Annotated in this window: 15 protein-coding genes; 7 read left to right on the top strand and 8 right to left on the bottom strand. The window is 44.6% G+C overall.

The genetic code is table 11. From position 1 onward, the window contains the following. Window positions 1–45 precede the first annotated feature (45 nt). Window positions 46–1,674: a M28 family metallopeptidase gene (locus V1358_RS00675; protein ID WP_347392271.1), complete on the top strand. Its 1,629-nt coding sequence runs from the start codon at window positions 46–48 to the stop codon at window positions 1,672–1,674. Window positions 1,675–1,967: 293 nt separating this feature from the next. Here V1358_RS00675 and V1358_RS00670 read toward each other — a convergent pair whose 3' ends face one another. From V1358_RS00670 to seqA, 7 genes are all read right to left on the bottom strand, one after another. Further along, the gene (locus tag V1358_RS00670) at window positions 1,968–2,330 is read right to left on the bottom strand and encodes a DUF805 domain-containing protein (RefSeq protein WP_347392270.1); all 363 of its coding nucleotides are present in this window, start codon (window positions 2,328–2,330) and stop codon (window positions 1,968–1,970) included. Between the two features lie 159 nt (window positions 2,331–2,489). Further along, window positions 2,490–4,070 carry a dihydrolipoyllysine-residue acetyltransferase gene (locus tag V1358_RS00665; RefSeq protein ID WP_347392269.1) on the bottom strand — a complete coding sequence of 527 codons (1,581 nt, stop codon included), beginning with the start codon at window positions 4,068–4,070 and terminating at the stop codon, window positions 2,490–2,492. A gap of 11 nt (window positions 4,071–4,081) precedes the next feature. Further along, window positions 4,082–5,059: an alpha-ketoacid dehydrogenase subunit beta gene (locus tag V1358_RS00660; protein ID WP_347392268.1), complete on the bottom strand. Its 978-nt coding sequence runs from the start codon at window positions 5,057–5,059 to the stop codon at window positions 4,082–4,084. Further along, window positions 5,059–6,276, bottom strand: a complete 1,218-nt coding sequence (locus tag V1358_RS00655) for a thiamine pyrophosphate-dependent dehydrogenase E1 component subunit alpha (RefSeq protein ID WP_347392267.1) — start codon at window positions 6,274–6,276, stop codon at window positions 5,059–5,061. The genes V1358_RS00660 and V1358_RS00655 overlap by 1 nt, the downstream gene beginning before the upstream one ends. A 290-nt stretch (window positions 6,277–6,566) precedes the next feature. Beyond that, complete coding sequence (astE, locus tag V1358_RS00650; protein WP_347392266.1) at window positions 6,567–7,601, bottom strand: succinylglutamate desuccinylase; 1,035 nt, start codon at window positions 7,599–7,601, stop codon at window positions 6,567–6,569. 95 nt (window positions 7,602–7,696) lie between these two features. Beyond that, window positions 7,697–9,334, bottom strand: coding sequence for a phosphoglucomutase (alpha-D-glucose-1,6-bisphosphate-dependent) (pgm, locus tag V1358_RS00645; RefSeq protein ID WP_347392265.1), 1,638 nt, complete (start codon window positions 9,332–9,334; stop codon window positions 7,697–7,699). 10 nt (window positions 9,335–9,344) lie between these two features. Continuing rightward, window positions 9,345–9,905, bottom strand: a complete 561-nt coding sequence (gene seqA / locus V1358_RS00640; protein WP_347392264.1) for a replication initiation negative regulator SeqA — start codon at window positions 9,903–9,905, stop codon at window positions 9,345–9,347. 191 nt (window positions 9,906–10,096) lie between these two features. On the opposite strand from seqA, the gene V1358_RS00635 reads away from it, so the two are divergent. The 6 genes from V1358_RS00635 (at window position 10,097) to V1358_RS00610 (ending at window position 13,872) form a co-directional block, all read left to right on the top strand. Beyond that, window positions 10,097–10,873 carry an alpha/beta fold hydrolase gene (locus tag V1358_RS00635; protein ID WP_347392263.1) on the top strand — a complete coding sequence of 259 codons (777 nt, stop codon included), beginning with the start codon at window positions 10,097–10,099 and terminating at the stop codon, window positions 10,871–10,873. 124 nt (window positions 10,874–10,997) lie between these two features. Next, on the top strand, window positions 10,998–11,219 hold the full coding sequence (locus V1358_RS00630; RefSeq protein ID WP_347389474.1) for a DUF2788 domain-containing protein: 222 nt from the start codon (window positions 10,998–11,000) through the stop codon (window positions 11,217–11,219). Window positions 11,220–11,221: 2 nt separating this feature from the next. Next, the gene (ybfE, locus tag V1358_RS00625; protein WP_022946544.1) at window positions 11,222–11,500 is read left to right on the top strand and encodes a LexA regulated protein; all 279 of its coding nucleotides are present in this window, start codon (window positions 11,222–11,224) and stop codon (window positions 11,498–11,500) included. A gap of 14 nt (window positions 11,501–11,514) precedes the next feature. Next, window positions 11,515–12,042 carry a flavodoxin FldA gene (gene fldA / locus V1358_RS00620; protein WP_347389475.1) on the top strand — a complete coding sequence of 176 codons (528 nt, stop codon included), beginning with the start codon at window positions 11,515–11,517 and terminating at the stop codon, window positions 12,040–12,042. Between the two features lie 130 nt (window positions 12,043–12,172). Beyond that, entirely contained in the window at window positions 12,173–12,616 is a 444-nt protein-coding gene (gene fur, locus V1358_RS00615) for a ferric iron uptake transcriptional regulator (RefSeq protein ID WP_347389476.1), read from the top strand. A gap of 221 nt (window positions 12,617–12,837) precedes the next feature. Next, window positions 12,838–13,872 carry a GGDEF domain-containing protein gene (locus V1358_RS00610; protein ID WP_347389477.1) on the top strand — a complete coding sequence of 345 codons (1,035 nt, stop codon included), beginning with the start codon at window positions 12,838–12,840 and terminating at the stop codon, window positions 13,870–13,872. 12 nt (window positions 13,873–13,884) lie between these two features. On the opposite strand, the gene V1358_RS00605 is transcribed toward V1358_RS00610, so the two are convergent. Continuing rightward, a complete protein-coding gene (locus tag V1358_RS00605) occupies window positions 13,885–15,414 on the bottom strand; it encodes a glycogen synthase (protein ID WP_347392262.1) in 1,530 nt (509 codons plus the stop codon). Window positions 15,415–15,431: the final 17 nt, after the last annotated feature.

Genomic DNA, 15,431 nt, shown 5'->3' with positions numbered 1-15,431 from the left:
TATCCTTATACTGGTTCACTCTTTCAAGCAATGAAATGAAAAACTATGAAGCGCTATATCCCTCTTACGCTTCTCAGCGCAGGCATTTTGGCCGGCTGTGCAAGCACACAAATAACAAATGACGACGTAATGGCAGGCTGGAACAGCATCAACGCAGAAGAACTTGCCGAGCATATAAAAACGCTTGCTTCTGATGAATTCGGTGGCCGTGCCCCTTCATCAAAAGGTGAAGAGTTAACGCTAGCTTATTTAACCGAGCAATTCAAAGCCCTAGGCTTCGAGCCAGGCAATGGTGATAGCTTCTTACAAGAAGTTCCTTTGGTATCGATTGAAGCTGACCCGAATATGACACTGGAAATCGGCGGTAAACAATACCAATACAAAAAAGACATGGTAATGGGCACCAGCCGTATTAGCACCAAAGAAGCTATCAAAGATTCTGAGCTTGTATTCGTAGGCTATGGTGTAAATGCACCTGAGTACAATTGGAATGACTATGAAGGGTTGGACGTAAAGGGCAAAACCGTGGTGATGCTCGTTAACGACCCAGGTTTTGCAACCAAAAACCCAGATTTATTTACAGGCGACGCAATGACCTACTACGGTCGTTGGACTTACAAATACGAGGAAGCAAGTCGTCAAGGTGCTGCGGGGGCAATCATCGTCCACGAAACAGCACCGGCTTCTTACCCTTGGTCTGTTGTTGAAAACTCATGGAGTGGCCCACAATTTGGCTTCCAAAAAGAAAATAACAATATGGACCGTGTGGCCGTTGAAGGTTGGGTGACTGTAGACGTAGCGAAAGAGCTATTTGCAAAAGCAGGCTTAGACTTTGACACTGCCAAAGCACGTGCAGCGCAAGGTGCGTACCACGTAGGTATGGGTGATTTAACTGCAAGTGTTGAAGTAAACAGTGAAATCAAAAAGTCAGTGTCGAACAACTTTATCGCCACCCTTCCGGGTAGTGTTAAACCAGATGAGCACATTATCTATTCTGCACACTGGGATCACCTAGGCACTGATAAAACTCGTAAAGGCGACCAAATCTATAACGGCGCGCATGATAACGCGACCGGTACTGCAGGTTTGATTGAAGTTGCAGAGGCATTTACAAAACTGCCACGCAATCCAGATCGCTCAATGACCTTCTTGGCGGTAACTGCTGAGGAACAAGGTTTACTAGGTGCAAAATACTACGCAGCGAACCCTGTTATTGCGCAGGAAAAAACCGTTGCCAATATCAACATGGATAGCTTGAACCTACTAGGCAAAGTTAAAGATATCAGTGTTGTGGGTATGGGTAAGTCTGAGCTTGATAACATGCTTGCAGAAGCAGCGAAATTGCAGGACCGTGTAGTGTCGGGTGACCCTAAACCAAGTTCAGGTGGTTACTACCGCTCAGACCACTTCGCGTTTGCGAACATGGGTGTGCCTGCAATGTACGCAGGTGGCGGCAGTGAAGCTCGTGATGAAGAAACTGAAACATACCGTAAACGTATGAGTCTTGTGTTGCGTGGTTGTTATCACCAGCCGTGTGACCGCTACCGTGATGAGTGGGACTTATCAGGTGCTGTTCAAGATTTACAACTGTTCTACAAAGTTGGCTTCGACATTTCTGAACAAGCGCAGTGGCCACAGTGGTACCCTAACGCTGAGTTCCAAAGATCTAAATAATATTATTTAGTACTTGGTTCTAAACTATAGTGTGGCCTAACTCTTAGTTGCGCCACACTGCATTTACCCTACTCTTATACCCTACTCTTATTGCAAATAATTCAAAGACGCCCGCGCTCACCTTTCGCTTCAATTTTACTTCATGTTCAAAATAAAATATGTCCCGTTGGTTAGGGGGAAGATAAAATAAGGTAAATTAATGAAGTAGTTAGGATATTTAATATCTTTAACCTGATCTATCAGGCACAAAAAAGGCCCGAGTAGTCGAGCCTTCTTCAATGCATAAACCGCTCTTATGCAGCTGCTTCGCCACCCAACTCTTTAGGGTTCGGACCGTGGTCGTTATCACCGTCTTGGCTATCTTGTACGAAGAAGATGATAAGCACGATGAAACCAATAAGTGGCAAGAAGTACAAAAGCTGCCACCAACCTGAGCGTCCAGTATCGTGAAGACGACGTGCGCCAATCGCTAAACTAGGGATAAGTAGTGCTAGCGAGTAGACGGTGCCAACGAACATTGTGCCCAGTACCATATCGATAACAGTCGCAACGATAGCAAAGATTAGATAAAAAAGAATGAACATCCAGTAGCCTTTGCGGCGAGTACGGCCTGTAAAATCAGCGTATCGCTTTAGCGCATCTGTAAAGTATTCCATAGTAAGTCCTATTTGATTATTGTTAATTCCAATTGGCGAATGAGAGTTTGCCGTTTCTGCCTTATGTACAAAGGCTTAAGTGATGATAATTCAATAACTGAATAAAAAAAACCAGCCGAAGCTGGTTTTTTCATGTTAGAAACAACTGGTGTGACCTGATTAGCTCATCGCCATCAACATTTTTGTAGGCTGTTCTAAATAGTCTTTCCACAAGTTGTTGAAGCGTGCAATGGTGCCACCGTCAATTACACGATGGTCGCCAGACCAACTTACCTGCATTATTGCACGAGCTTCAACTTCGCCCTTGGCGTTAAAGCGCGGTAATTGTTGTACTTTACCTAAGGCAACGATAGCCACTTCAGGCTTGTTGATAATAGGCGTTGCTGTAGTACCACCGATTGCGCCAATGTTGGAAATTGAGATAGTGCCCGATTTTAAATCTGCGGGTGAAACGCGACCTTCACGCGCGCTATCAGTCAGGCGCGATACTTCGTTTGCCACTTCAACAATTGACTTGTTTTGCACCTGCTTCACGTTTGGTACAAGTAGGCCAAGTTTTGAGTCTACTGCCATGCCAATGTTGTGGTCGTCAAAATACGTCAGCTCCGTACAATCTTCATTCACCTGTGAATTAAGCACTGGGAATTCTTTGATTGCTAGTGACAATGCCTTGATGAAAAACGGCATCATCGTCAATTTAACGCCCTGCTGTTTGTATTGCTCTTTCATCGAGCCACGCAGTGCAATAAGGTCAGTTAAATCGATTTCATCGCTGTATGTGAAATGCGGAATAGTTGAGACCGATGCCACCATTTGTTTTGCCATGGCCGCTTTCATGCCCTTGATAGGCTCAACACGCGTTCCACCGCTTACTGGTGCAGGCTGTGCAACAGATGTGTTTGCAGGCGCAGCACTTTGAGCCGAATCTTTACTAGACACAAACTTCTCAATGTCTTCTTTAAATACACGGCCGTTTTTACCACTGCCCGGGACAGTGCTGATATCAATATCGAGTTCACGAGCACGACGACGCACCGCTGGCGAAGCGAGCGCTTTACCTTGCGCTACAGGCTCGCTCGATGGCTTGTTGGCATTTGCCGTCGTTGCTGGTGCCGTTGATTGTGATTCAGTTGCGTTGTCAGAAGAAGCACTTGCAGTCGCACCTGCGGTCGCGCCTACACCAGAGCCTGCAATTTCCATTTGAAACAGTGGGCTGTGTACTTTAGCGATATCACCTTTTTGATAGTAAAGTTTCATCACTTTACCATCGTACTTCGCAGGAATTTGCACCAACGCCTTGTCAGTCATTACGTCACAGACAGGCTGGTCTTCTTTGATGTCATCGCCTTCAGTTACAAGCCATTCAACGATTTCACACTCAACGATGCCTTCACCAATATCTGGTAAGATAAAGTCTTCTAGAGCGGATGTTGACGCCGCTGGCTGTGCTGAACTTGTTTGTGCAACTTCTTTCGATGGAGCTTCTGAAGCCGGTGCTTCACCGTCAACATCCATCGCGAATAATGGTGCGTGAACTTTGGCAATGTCACCTTTAGCGTAGTAGAGCTCGGTGATCACACCATTGTGTACCGCTGGGATCTGAACCAATGCCTTGTCCGTCATAACGTCACAAATTGGTTGGTCTTCTTTGACCTCATCGCCAACAGCAACAAGCCATTCAACTACTTCGCACTCAACGATGCCTTCACCGATATCGGGTAAAATAAAATCTTTAGCCATGTTCGTGCCCCTTAAAACTCAACTGCGTTCTTGATTGCCTCAAACACTTTCAAGGCATCAGGGATGTATTCTTTTTCTAGTGCAAGCGGGTAAGGCGTATCTAGGCCACATACACGTGCAATAGGCGACTCAAGATGCAAGAAACACTCTTGTTGGATCGTTGCCACAATCTCAGCACCAAAACCGTTAGTAATAGGCGCTTCATGGCTCACCACCAAGCGGCCTGTTTTCTTCACTGATTGGGCTACCGTTTCAACGTCCCACGGCAAAATGCTACGCAAGTCGATCAATTCAACACTGATACCCTGCTCTTTTGCTTTTTCAGCCGCAGCGCTGATGATTTCCATCTGTGCGCCCCAGGCAAGTACAGTAACATCCTTACCTTCTTGTACAACTTCAGCTTTGCCCAGTTCAATTGTGTAATCTTCTTCTGGTACTTCGCCTACTGATGCACGATATAGACGCTTAGGTTCAAAGAATATCACTGGGTTATCGTCTTTAATCGCCGCGCGCAACAAGCCTTTTGCTTGATATGGGTCGCGTGGTACAACGATCTTCAGACCAGGGGTGTGGGCAAAGTACGCTTCTGGTGATTGCGAGTGGTATAAACCACCGGCAATACCACCACCGTATGGTGTACGAATGGTCAGGTTACCGACGTTGAACTCATTACCACTGCGGTAACGGAACTTGGCAGATTCATTCACGATTTGGTCAAATGCCGGGAAGATATAGTCAGCAAATTGAATTTCTGCAATCGCTGGTGCACCAAACGCGGCAAGGCCGTTGGCGAAGCCAGCAATGCCTTGTTCAGTTAGCGGTGTATTAAACACTCGGTGCTTACCGTATTTTTCTTGCAGACCAGACGTTGCGCGGAATACACCGCCAAAGTAACCCACATCTTCACCAAAGATACACGCATGGTCATTTTCGGCCATGGTGATATCCAGCGCAGAGTTAATAGCGTGGAGCATATTCATTGTTTTCATTATTTGATTCTCCCTGCTGTTATTGGATACGCATCTGGGTATTTCTTAATGTGTTCTTTAAGCTGCTCGTACTGCGCTTGTAGGCTAGGAATTGGCGTGTCGTACACGTCACTTACTAACTCTTCAAGAGCTGGCTTAGCCACTTTTTCAGCTACTTTAAGCGCATCAAGAATTTGCTCGCGGATTTTATCTTTTGTTTGCTCGTCTTCTTTTTCGTCTAACCAGCCTTGTGCAAGCAACCAGGTGCGGAAGCGTTGAACTGGGCAGTTTTCACGGAAGCTTGCTTCTTCTTCTTTAGAACGATAACCGCTTGGGTCATCAGACGTAGAATGCGCACCTAGACGATATGCAATTGACTCGATAAGAACCGGTTCGCCTGTTGTGGTTGCGTGTTCACGAGCTGCTTTTGTTGCAGCGTAAACCGCTAGCGCGTCGCCACCATCAACACGAATAGTTTTAATGCCGTAACCAACACCGCGTGAAGCAATACCATCACCAGCAAATTGTTCTTCTGCAGGCGTTGAAATTGCATAACCGTTGTTACGTGCAAAGAAAATAACAGGTGATTTATGCACAGCAGCCATGTTCATACCTGCGTGGAAATCACCTTCTGACGCAGCGCCTTCACCGAAGTAACAAATAGTGATGTTATCGATTGTGCTTGCAAGCTCGCCGGTTGCTTTATCAATGTGTTTGATCTTCTGACCGTACGCATAACCACTGGCTTGAGGGATTTGTGTCCCAAGCGGTGAGGAAATCGTCATGTAGTTGAGTTCGCGTGAACCATAGTGGATTGGCATTTGGCGACCTTTACCCAAATCCAGTTCGTTTGAGAACATCTGGTTCATAAACTGTTCAAGCGTAAAACCACGATAACGAAGCGCTGCCTGCTCACGGTACTGTGCCATGATCATATCAGCGTCATCCAGTGCTGCAGCGCTTGCAGTCACCGCCGCTTCTTCACCGAGACACTGCATGTAGAAGCTAACACGGCCTTGACGCTGTGCCGCTTGCATGCGCTCATCTAAAGCGCGAATAAAACGCATAGTGTCGTAAATTCTAAGCGCGGTTGTTTTATCAATTTCTGGTAATGTTGCGCCTTGTGCCAACTCGCCTTGTTCATTAAGAACTCGGTAAGTTGGGATGCTGAGCGCGTGCGAATCAATAAACGCGAGTTCGTGACTGATGTTCAACGAAACATTATTGGGGTTAGTCATAACCTTCCCTTCTCTTGTTGTCATGTCGCTGGGCGTGGAATTGTTATTGTTACTTTTTGAACACTCTTGGATAAGTAATAAACAATCCAATTGTAGCTCATATGTAGAATAATATTTCTACAGTTCACGCCTAGCTTAAATTATGCTGCCGCCACTTTACGTCAACGTAAAGGCTTATTCAACTAATCATAGCTGAATTATTGCATCATTCATAACCACAGGGTGGCAAGTTGCGTGTACGCCTCATAACCTATTGAAAATAAATATAATTACGAGGCAAAGTGGTCGGATCAGACGAAGTCATCTGTTAGTTTTGTAGGGATTACAGTAAGCAGCGCACGTTGACCAAGTGCCACATTCGCATTAGGGAAAATGATTGCTTCGCCTTCTACCTCAGCACGTATTTCTTGGCCGCCATCTTGCCCTAGCAACTCACCCTTTGCGAATCCGGTAAAGTTAGGAACGTTGTCAGCAAAGGTAAAAGAAAAGTTCTCGTTAGTACGGTTGATAGTGCGGTATACAGAAAACAATTCTACATCTGATTCATTAAGCTCTGGATAAACAACTTCATCTTGAGTGATCAACGCGGTTAATGTTTGCTTCGCTTGGGCAAAACGCGCCATATCATTTTCGCCAAACGGGCGAACTTTTCCTAGTTCGACTGTGAATGCGTCTGCACCAAAGGTAAATGATGAGAAATAACTGAAAGTGGAGGCAGGCTCCGCCATTAGCAGCACAGTTTGCACGCCACAACTTAACAAGAATTGCAGTTGCTCGCGTTTATGTGGTTTGCCATGCAAAAATGGATAAACCGCAAATTTCTCATTCTTAGAATCGCGGATCGCTGTATGTAAGTCATAATGTGCGCGGTAGCGTCCTTCCCCTGGACAAGTAAAAAACTGCTCAACATATTGTTCCAGCTTTTTAGCTCTGTCTCGCTCAGGATTAGTTACGTCGCCTACACTGTGTTTTCCGCAGAATAAACGGTTTAAGTTCTCGTCGACAAAACGCTCACCGATATTAATTGATTTAGGGTTGCCAAAGATAAACATCACACGCTGACGCAAGGTCAACTCGCCAAGGATAATACCTTTAATCAACTCGTCACAGATTTCGATAGGGGCTGTTTCGTTGCCATGTACAGCGCTAGAAAATACGAAATCTTTGTTGCCAAATTGCGCTGGCGTAAATTCGATGACTCCTGTGTCAAGGACCTTTACATTTGTGCCATTCTCAAGCGTAAACTGCTCTGCAGGCAGACTGAACTCATTTTCACGAGTGATAGATAGGAAATCACCAGTGTCTTTTAATCGTTGTAAATACATAAAATTCCTTAGTGAGAGCGTTATAAACGAATGAGGAATAAATTAAAGATAGAAAAAAACCAGTCCGTAGACTGGCTTTTAAATATTGTTTGCAATTAAGCGATAGCGCTATTCACCAGCTCGACTGCTGCTTTTTCTAGTTGTTCGAGGTGTGCTTCACCTTTAAACGACTCAAAGTAAATCTTGTAAATATCTTCCGTGCCTGAAGGTCGCGCTGCAAACCAGCCGTTTTCAGTAACAACTTTAAGGCCACCAATGGCAGCGCCGTTACCCGGTGCATGGGTTAGCTTGGCAATAATCTTATCGCCTGCGAGCTCTGTAGCAGTGATATCATCCGCACTAAGCGCTTTAAGTTTGTTCTTTTGTTGGGCATTCGCTGGCGCATCGATGCGCTTGTACAGCGGTGAGCCAAATTTCGCAACTAACTCTTGATAGTACTCAGATGGCGATTTACCTGTGACGGCCAAAATTTCAGCCGCTAACAGTCCCATGATGAAACCGTCTTTGTCGGTACACCAAGTAGTCCCGTCCATTCGCAAGAACGTAGCACCTGCGCTTTCTTCACCACCGAAACATATTGTGTTATCGGCAAGGCCATCAACAAACCACTTCATACCTACTGGCACTTCGATTAGTTCTTTGTCATGACTGGCTACCACTTTATCAATAATGGCACTTGAGACGAGCGTTTTACCCACTTTTACGTCTTTGCCCCAATCACGATGCGTAGTTAGGTAGTCAATAGCAACTGCTAGAAAATGGTTTGGATTCATCAATCCATCTTTTGTCACAATACCGTGACGGTCGAAGTCTGGGTCATTACCAATACCAATATCAAATCGGTCTTTAAGACCAATTAGATTGGTCATAGCATACGGTGAAGAGCAGTCCATGCGGATTTTGCCGTCTTTATCTAAAGGCATAAAGGCAAAGCGAGGGTCCACCTCATCGTTCACAACCGTCAAATTTAAACCATACTCTTTGGCAATAACTGGCCAAAAATTAATGCCTGAGCCTCCCAGTGGGTCTATGCCTAGGCTAATGCCAGATTTTGCAATCGCATACATATCAACAACATTAACTAAATCAATAACATAAGGAGTTTTCAGATCGGCATATTTGATAAAACCCGAGCGAATGGCCTGAACGTATGGGAACAGTTCAACTTCAACTAAATCTTCAGCTAATAGTTTATTCGCGCGGTCTTCAATCCATTTAGTTACGTCGGTGTCAGCTGGACCGCCATTTGGTGGATTGTACTTGAAACCACCATCTTCTGGTGGGTTGTGTGATGGTGTAATAACGATACCATCGGCCAATTCGTTTGGATTTTCGCGATTATGAGAGACCACAGCGTGGCTTATCACCGGTGTCGGTGAATAGTCACCGTCTTGTTGGGTGATCACCTGCACTTCATTGGCAACAAGCACTTCAACTGCAGAGTTAAATGCGGCCTCAGACAATGCGTGGGTATCTTTACCTAAGAATAGCGGGCCAAAGATATTGTTTTGTTTACGGTAATCACAGATAGCCTGAGTAATTGCCAAGATATGTGATTCATTAAACTGCGTATTTAAGGAACACCCACGATGACCAGATGTACCGAATGCAACACGGTGCTCTGGATTTTGTTCAACATCAGGTTCATGGAGATAATACGCACTCATCAACTTAGGAATATTTACGAGTTGAGACTGTGCTGCTGGTTTTCCTGCGTTTGGGTGAACGGCCATGCATGGCTCCTTATAAATAGTCGCGAATAATCTCTGCTTGTTCTTTTGAGTAACCTAGCTCCAGTGCTACTTCGTGCAACATCATTTTCTTGCGCGTCGTATTTGAGTTCGTCATTACCCAATAAGGACTGTCATCAATGTTCTTAGGATTCAAACTGCTACCGCTAGCCTGAAGCTCTTCTTTGCTGGTCGCAAAGTAGCGGCGGTCACGGCCTTTAATGTTTAACACTCTATCAAAAGTATTTTTATGACTACGGTGAAATGCAGCAAGAATGAATAAGAAGCGACCTACGACCCCTTTTTGCATCGCCAATTCTTCTTTATTAAGAATATCGAACACAGATCCCTGAGATTGCGGTGCGGGCTTAGGTTGTTCTTCAACAACTTCTTCTGATTCTGACGCTTCTTGCGAAGGTTGAGGCTCGTCAACCTTTGCTGGAGCAGACACAGAGGCGTCTACACTTTGCAGATTCAATAAACGACGTAAGATGGTGGAAGCACTTTCGCCAATGCTTTGCGTATTACTGGCGATGTATTGATATAGCTCGTCGTCTATTTCTATTTTTTTCATGATATTCCTGTCGTTACTGCCATGTCTTTCATGCAATGCAGAATTATACCCAAGTTACCTGAATAAGCTAGGGCGTACAACATAAGGGTACGAGTAAAAAGATGAAATTTTTGAGTGTTTAACGCTAGTTGCCAAAAACAGCGTATCTCGGGCACAATTGCCACCTTTATAAGATTATGTCGGCGCTATCTATGTTATTGAATTATCAAATCAGCGGTCTTGAACCCACTCAAGCTAAAACAGTCATTGTGATTCATGGACTATTTGGTTCACTTGATAACTTAAAAGTGGTTGCCAGACCACTTAGTGAAATGTTTCATGTGATCAACGTCGATGTGCGTAACCATGGTAAATCGTTTCACAGTGACACTATGAATTACGACGTAATGGCTCAAGATATTGTCGCCTTGATGGATGAGCTTGGAATAGAAAAAGCGCATTTAGTTGGCCACTCAATGGGCGGGAAGATTGCCATGCAAGTTGCCCTACTTCACCAAAATAGAGTCGATAAGCTTGTGGTTATGGATATCGCACCGGTGAATTACCATGCTCGACACGATGCTATAATTCGTGCGCTCGAAGAAGTTGCGGCTGCACACATCACATCTCGCAATCAAGCCGATGAAATCATGAGTCAATTCATTGAAGAACCCGGCGTGCGCCAATTTTTGGCCAAAAGTTTAGCCAAAGCAGACGACGGTACTTTGTATTGGCTATTTAACTTACCCGCCCTTAGCCAACAATATGAGAATATTCTCGCTCAGCCAACTGTAAATGATTCTTGTTTATGTGATACACTTTTCATCAAAGGTGCTGACTCTGACTACATACTTAGCGAACACCGTGAAGTGATCGCGACTATGTTTCCTAATGCTAAAGCGAAGGTGATACAAGGCGCAGGTCATTGGCTTCACGCACAAAAACCGGCAGCCGTTAATAAATCCATTGGTGATTTTTTAACACGTTAATCCATATCAATATTTTGTGGTGGCTAGGCCGCTATAATGTTGGGGTGTAAAAGCACATTATTGCCTAAATTATTCGGATTTAATGTGCTACACTACGCGCCGTTTTACAAATAGGTAGCAGTAAATGGTCGACCAATTTATCACTGGACTCGATACCCTAGGGTTATATTTTGGCCTTGCTGGAATCTTTTTTTTCATCGGCATGGCAATTCAAGACGTACTGAAAAAAGGCGATGTGCCTAAGTTCGGCCGTTATGTAGTTTGGCTTGTGTTGTTTTTAGGTTGCTCCGGTTTTATAGCAAAAGGCCTGATTCAGGTGTTTTGGCAAGGAGCAGGTGTGGGATAACCATGGCCAAGTCAGAGCTAGATAGAACGACGCTCGATTTATTCGAGTATGAGCGACGCCCGGGGCGTCCGAAAACAAACCCACTCCCTAGGGAGTTACAGTTAAAGGTTAACAAGCGTAACCAGCTTAAGCGTGACAAAGCGCGAGGGCTTAAACGCGTAGAATTTAAAGTTTCATCAGAGTTGTATCAAGCGTTGAATGATATGGCGGATGCGCAAAATATTAGCCGTAGTGCGCTGATTGAAACCATTTTGCAAGAACGATTGGCTATTGATACTTAAAAGGTTATTTATTCATGGCAAGTGTAGGTATATTTTTTGGTAGCGACACGGGTAACACTGAACACGTTGCGAAAATGATCCAAAAAGAGCTCGGCAAAAAATTGGTTGCTGTGCACGACATTGCAAAAAGCAGTAAAGAAGAAATTGCAGAATTTGACCTGCTACTCTTTGGTATCCCTACTTGGTACTACGGTGAAGCACAATGCGACTGGGATGACTTTTTCCCTGAGCTAGAAGAAATCGACTTCGATGGCAAACTGTGTGCGATTTTCGGTTGTGGTGACCAAGAAGATTACGCTGAGTACTTCCTCGATGCTATGGGTATGGTTAATGACATCATCACCGAGCGTGGTGCAATCGTTGTCGGCCATTGGTCAACGGACGGTTACAACTTTGAAGCATCTAAAGGTCTCGCTGATGACGACCATTTCGTTGGTCTAGGTATCGACGAAGACAGACAGCCTGAACTGACGGAGCAACGCGTTAAGCAATGGTGTGCACAAATCCATGAAGAAATGTGCCTCTCTGAGCTAGAAGACTAATAGTTAAGCAGTCAAGTGTAACTTGCCTTTACACTTGACACTTAAGCACGTTATTCTTAATTTTTAAATGCGTCGAGCGCTCGGCAGTAATCGTCGAAGTGCAAAAAAAATATAATTGAGAACAAGTTGAATGACTGAACATAATCTAGAGCTTAAAAAAGCAGGCCTGAAGGTCACACTTCCACGGATCAAAATACTAGAGATTCTACAGTCACCTGATAACCAACATATCAGCGCTGAAGACGTCTACAAAATCCTGCTTGATAATAGCGAAGAGATCGGTCTAGCAACGGTTTATCGTGTACTTAACCAATTTGATGATGCCGGTATCGTTACACGCCACCACTTTGAAGGCGGTAAATCGGTATTTGAACTCTCAGGTTCAACGCACCACGATCACCTAGTGTGTTTGAAGTGCGGTCGCGTTATCGAATTTGAAGATGACTTAATTGAACGCCGTCAGGTTGAGATTGCTGATACTAACGGTATCAAACTGACTAACCACTCTTTGTATCTTTACGGTGAGTGTGTTGACACAGAAGCATGTAAGCAATACGCGTCAGAAAATGGCTAAGTCCAATTAAAGCGTTGATGAGAACCTGCCTTGTGCAGGTTTTTTTGTGTCTAAACAAAGCCCCTGCAAAGCCCGCGAACTAAAAAATTGCACAAACTCTCGCCGCCAAAATTTTACTAATATTCAAGCGGCACATACGCTTAACTTTACTATAATTGATTGTAACTAATATAGTTACTGCTTTATTTGATTATGAGTGAGACGCGAAAAGGCTGAGGTACATGCAAGAAGAACTACTTAATTCCGTTATAAAGCTAACGAAAACGCGCGATGTAAACTCCTTAGAATATTCACTCGTCACGACATTGCATGAATTTATACAATGCAAAGAAATTGCTGTGTATAAAGATATGCAAGACTCCGGACAGCGCATCATCGAACGCAGTTTAGTGCTGCATTTTAGTGACGAAAAACGTTATCACTGGGAAGATAATTGCTTTATAGAAGAACCTGAGCCGGAACTCATCTCCTGCTTACAGTCAGCCTGTATAATAACTGTGCAAAGCAGCGATGGTATTGAGCAACGTTGGTTACCAATATCCATTTTCGACAAACCCATTGTCGCCATAAAACTGGTGACTAAACCACTTAACTCCAGCCAGCAAGTCCTACTCAATGCGTTTTGCCGAATCTACGAAAACTACCTTACGATCCTTAACGAAAATGAGCGAGATAAGCTAACAGGATTACTCAATAGACAAACATTTGAAAGTAGATTCAAACAGTTGCTAGAAAAACAGGTGATGAGTAAGAAAGTTATCGCCAAAGATAAAAACGCCCGCAAACGTCATCCCGAAAGCTGCTCGTGGTTAGCTATGGTTGATATCGATCATTTTAAACTTGTGAATGACAGCTATGGTCATGTCTGTGGCGATGAAGTGTTATTGATTTTAGCGCAGCAAATGCGCAGTTTCTTTCGTGCCTCGGATCTTATTTTCCGCTTTGGCGGCGAAGAGTTTGTGCTGATTTTTGAGCCATGCCTTCAAGAAGATATCAAAGAAAAAATGACTACGTTTATGGATCATATCCGCTCCATCACCTTCCCATTTGTTGAACAACTAACGGTGAGCGTCGGAATGGCCAAAATAAGCCCGTATGACTTCCCTATCAGTGTTTTAGAAAATGCGGATAAAGCCTTGTATTACGCAAAAAATAATGGCCGTGACCAAATGCACTTCTTTGATGATTTGCTCAATGAAGGCTTACTCAATAATCAAGAGCCAGAGGCCGACGATGACAATGTCGACCTCTTTTAATGTGCTTTTTATTTAAGAATACAGCTGTGCGATGTAGGACTTTGCCGCCGCTTGCCATGTATAACGACTGCCTTTTGCCGCTTTACTCAGCTGTTGCCATTCACTAGGCTCGTTATCGTACATCGCCAAGGCTTTGTCCATTTTAGTAAGCATCTCCTTGATTTGCGTAGCAATAGAAGAGCCGCCAAATACAAAACCGTTATCACCGTCAAGCACCGTATCTTTCAAACCACCCACACCGTGAACTAAGCAGGCTGTTCCACTGCGCATAGCAAGCATTTGACTGATCCCACAAGGCTCGAATGAGCTCGGCATAAAGAATAATTCACCCTGTTGGTAAATAGCGTCACCCAACTCAAGTGCAAAACCATTGTAAAATAGAAAGTTATCATGCTTACCCATGGCGCGATTAAACAGTTGCTCGTAATGAGCATCACCAGAGCCCAACATCACAAAGGTTTTGTCATATTTATCAAGTAATTCCAATACGTGGTCTATCACCAGCTTGCCCTGATAATGCTCCCCCAACAACGCCACTTTTTGGTTGGTTATTCGGCCAACAGAGCATAACCAAGGCGTTAAGCCCTGTGTTTGCCATTGTTGTGCACGCAGATGAGCGACATAGTGATTACTCTGTAGCTGGCTTTTGGCGCTGATCCATTGAATTAAAGCACGGTCACTAAGCTGCCACAGCGACTCCATGGTGTACTCAGGCAAGGCTTTATCGTAGTCGCAACCGTTTAGGATACCAACTAACCGACCTTGCTGGTGAGCTTGTTGCAGGTCTAATTCCAAGCCTTCCCCGCCAATAAAGCCACGTTCGTGATCACTAGGGCGCATGACCTCTTCTACATAGGTCGGTGAAACCACATGTACTTTGTCGCACAATTGCAGCGCTGCACGCATAGGGTTGTAACAATGCGCATAATGCCTATCGCAAATGCGCTGACCGTCGTAACCAAGCCAAGGAAACCAGTGTTGCAGTGATGAGTCGTCGCCACTAAACGGACGAGTTCCCTGTAAGGCGAGATTATGTACGGTGTAAACTGTCGATATTTCTTGTAGCTGCTGATACTGCGGCGCGTAAGCTCTAAGCACTGCTAATGATGCCGCGTGCCAATCGTGCAGATGCAGCACTGACAATTTGCCAAATACGCCCGATGTAATTGCTTCTGCCACGGCAAGCGAAAACAGCGCAAACTTACTGGCATCCCCAGCGAATGGGCGGCCATCGGTATCATCAAAATAAACTTGTTCACTGTTCAGCCAGGGGTGACTAATCACGTAATGTGTCACACCTGATTTTTGCAGTACGCGGTACACGTCTAATTGCAGTGCACACGATGCAAAATTAACACTGACCTGCGCGCACAAGGTTTGTTCTTCGAGTTCTAGGCATTGGTAATGAGGCAACACTACGTACACCTCTTTACCCAGAGCAGCAAGTGCCAGCGACACATCGCCGACAACATCTGCCACTCCACCTACTTTTGCGCCTTTAATGCTGCTGCTTTCAGCACTGACAAATAATACTGCACTCATTTTTTTTTACGCCATAT

Source organism: Pseudoalteromonas pernae (genome assembly GCF_039831865.1).
GTDB lineage: Bacteria > Pseudomonadota > Gammaproteobacteria > Enterobacterales > Alteromonadaceae > Pseudoalteromonas > Pseudoalteromonas pernae.
This window is presented reverse-complemented; position numbering and strand designations above follow the sequence as displayed.

Bases quoted from the DNA above. Each gene is read 5' to 3' on its own strand.
- V1358_RS00675 (WP_347392271.1), top strand. From the start codon at position 46: ATGAAGCGCTATATCCCTCTTACGCTTCTCAGCGCAGGCATTTTGGCC.
- V1358_RS00670 (WP_347392270.1), bottom strand. From the start codon at position 2,330: ATGGAATACTTTACAGATGCGCTAAAGCGATACGCTGATTTTACAGGC.
- V1358_RS00665 (WP_347392269.1), bottom strand. From the start codon at position 4,070: ATGGCTAAAGATTTTATTTTACCCGATATCGGTGAAGGCATCGTTGAG.
- V1358_RS00660 (WP_347392268.1), bottom strand. From the start codon at position 5,059: ATGAAAACAATGAATATGCTCCACGCTATTAACTCTGCGCTGGATATC.
- V1358_RS00655 (WP_347392267.1), bottom strand. From the start codon at position 6,276: ATGACTAACCCCAATAATGTTTCGTTGAACATCAGTCACGAACTCGCG.
- astE (WP_347392266.1), bottom strand. From the start codon at position 7,601: ATGTATTTACAACGATTAAAAGACACTGGTGATTTCCTATCTATCACT.
- pgm (WP_347392265.1), bottom strand. From the start codon at position 9,334: ATGGCCGTTCACCCAAACGCAGGAAAACCAGCAGCACAGTCTCAACTC.
- seqA (WP_347392264.1), bottom strand. From the start codon at position 9,905: ATGAAAAAAATAGAAATAGACGACGAGCTATATCAATACATCGCCAGT.
- V1358_RS00635 (WP_347392263.1), top strand. From the start codon at position 10,097: ATGTTATTGAATTATCAAATCAGCGGTCTTGAACCCACTCAAGCTAAA.
- V1358_RS00630 (WP_347389474.1), top strand. From the start codon at position 10,998: ATGGTCGACCAATTTATCACTGGACTCGATACCCTAGGGTTATATTTT.
- ybfE (WP_022946544.1), top strand. From the start codon at position 11,222: ATGGCCAAGTCAGAGCTAGATAGAACGACGCTCGATTTATTCGAGTAT.
- fldA (WP_347389475.1), top strand. From the start codon at position 11,515: ATGGCAAGTGTAGGTATATTTTTTGGTAGCGACACGGGTAACACTGAA.
- fur (WP_347389476.1), top strand. From the start codon at position 12,173: ATGACTGAACATAATCTAGAGCTTAAAAAAGCAGGCCTGAAGGTCACA.
- V1358_RS00610 (WP_347389477.1), top strand. From the start codon at position 12,838: ATGCAAGAAGAACTACTTAATTCCGTTATAAAGCTAACGAAAACGCGC.
- V1358_RS00605 (WP_347392262.1), bottom strand. From the start codon at position 15,414: ATGAGTGCAGTATTATTTGTCAGTGCTGAAAGCAGCAGCATTAAAGGC.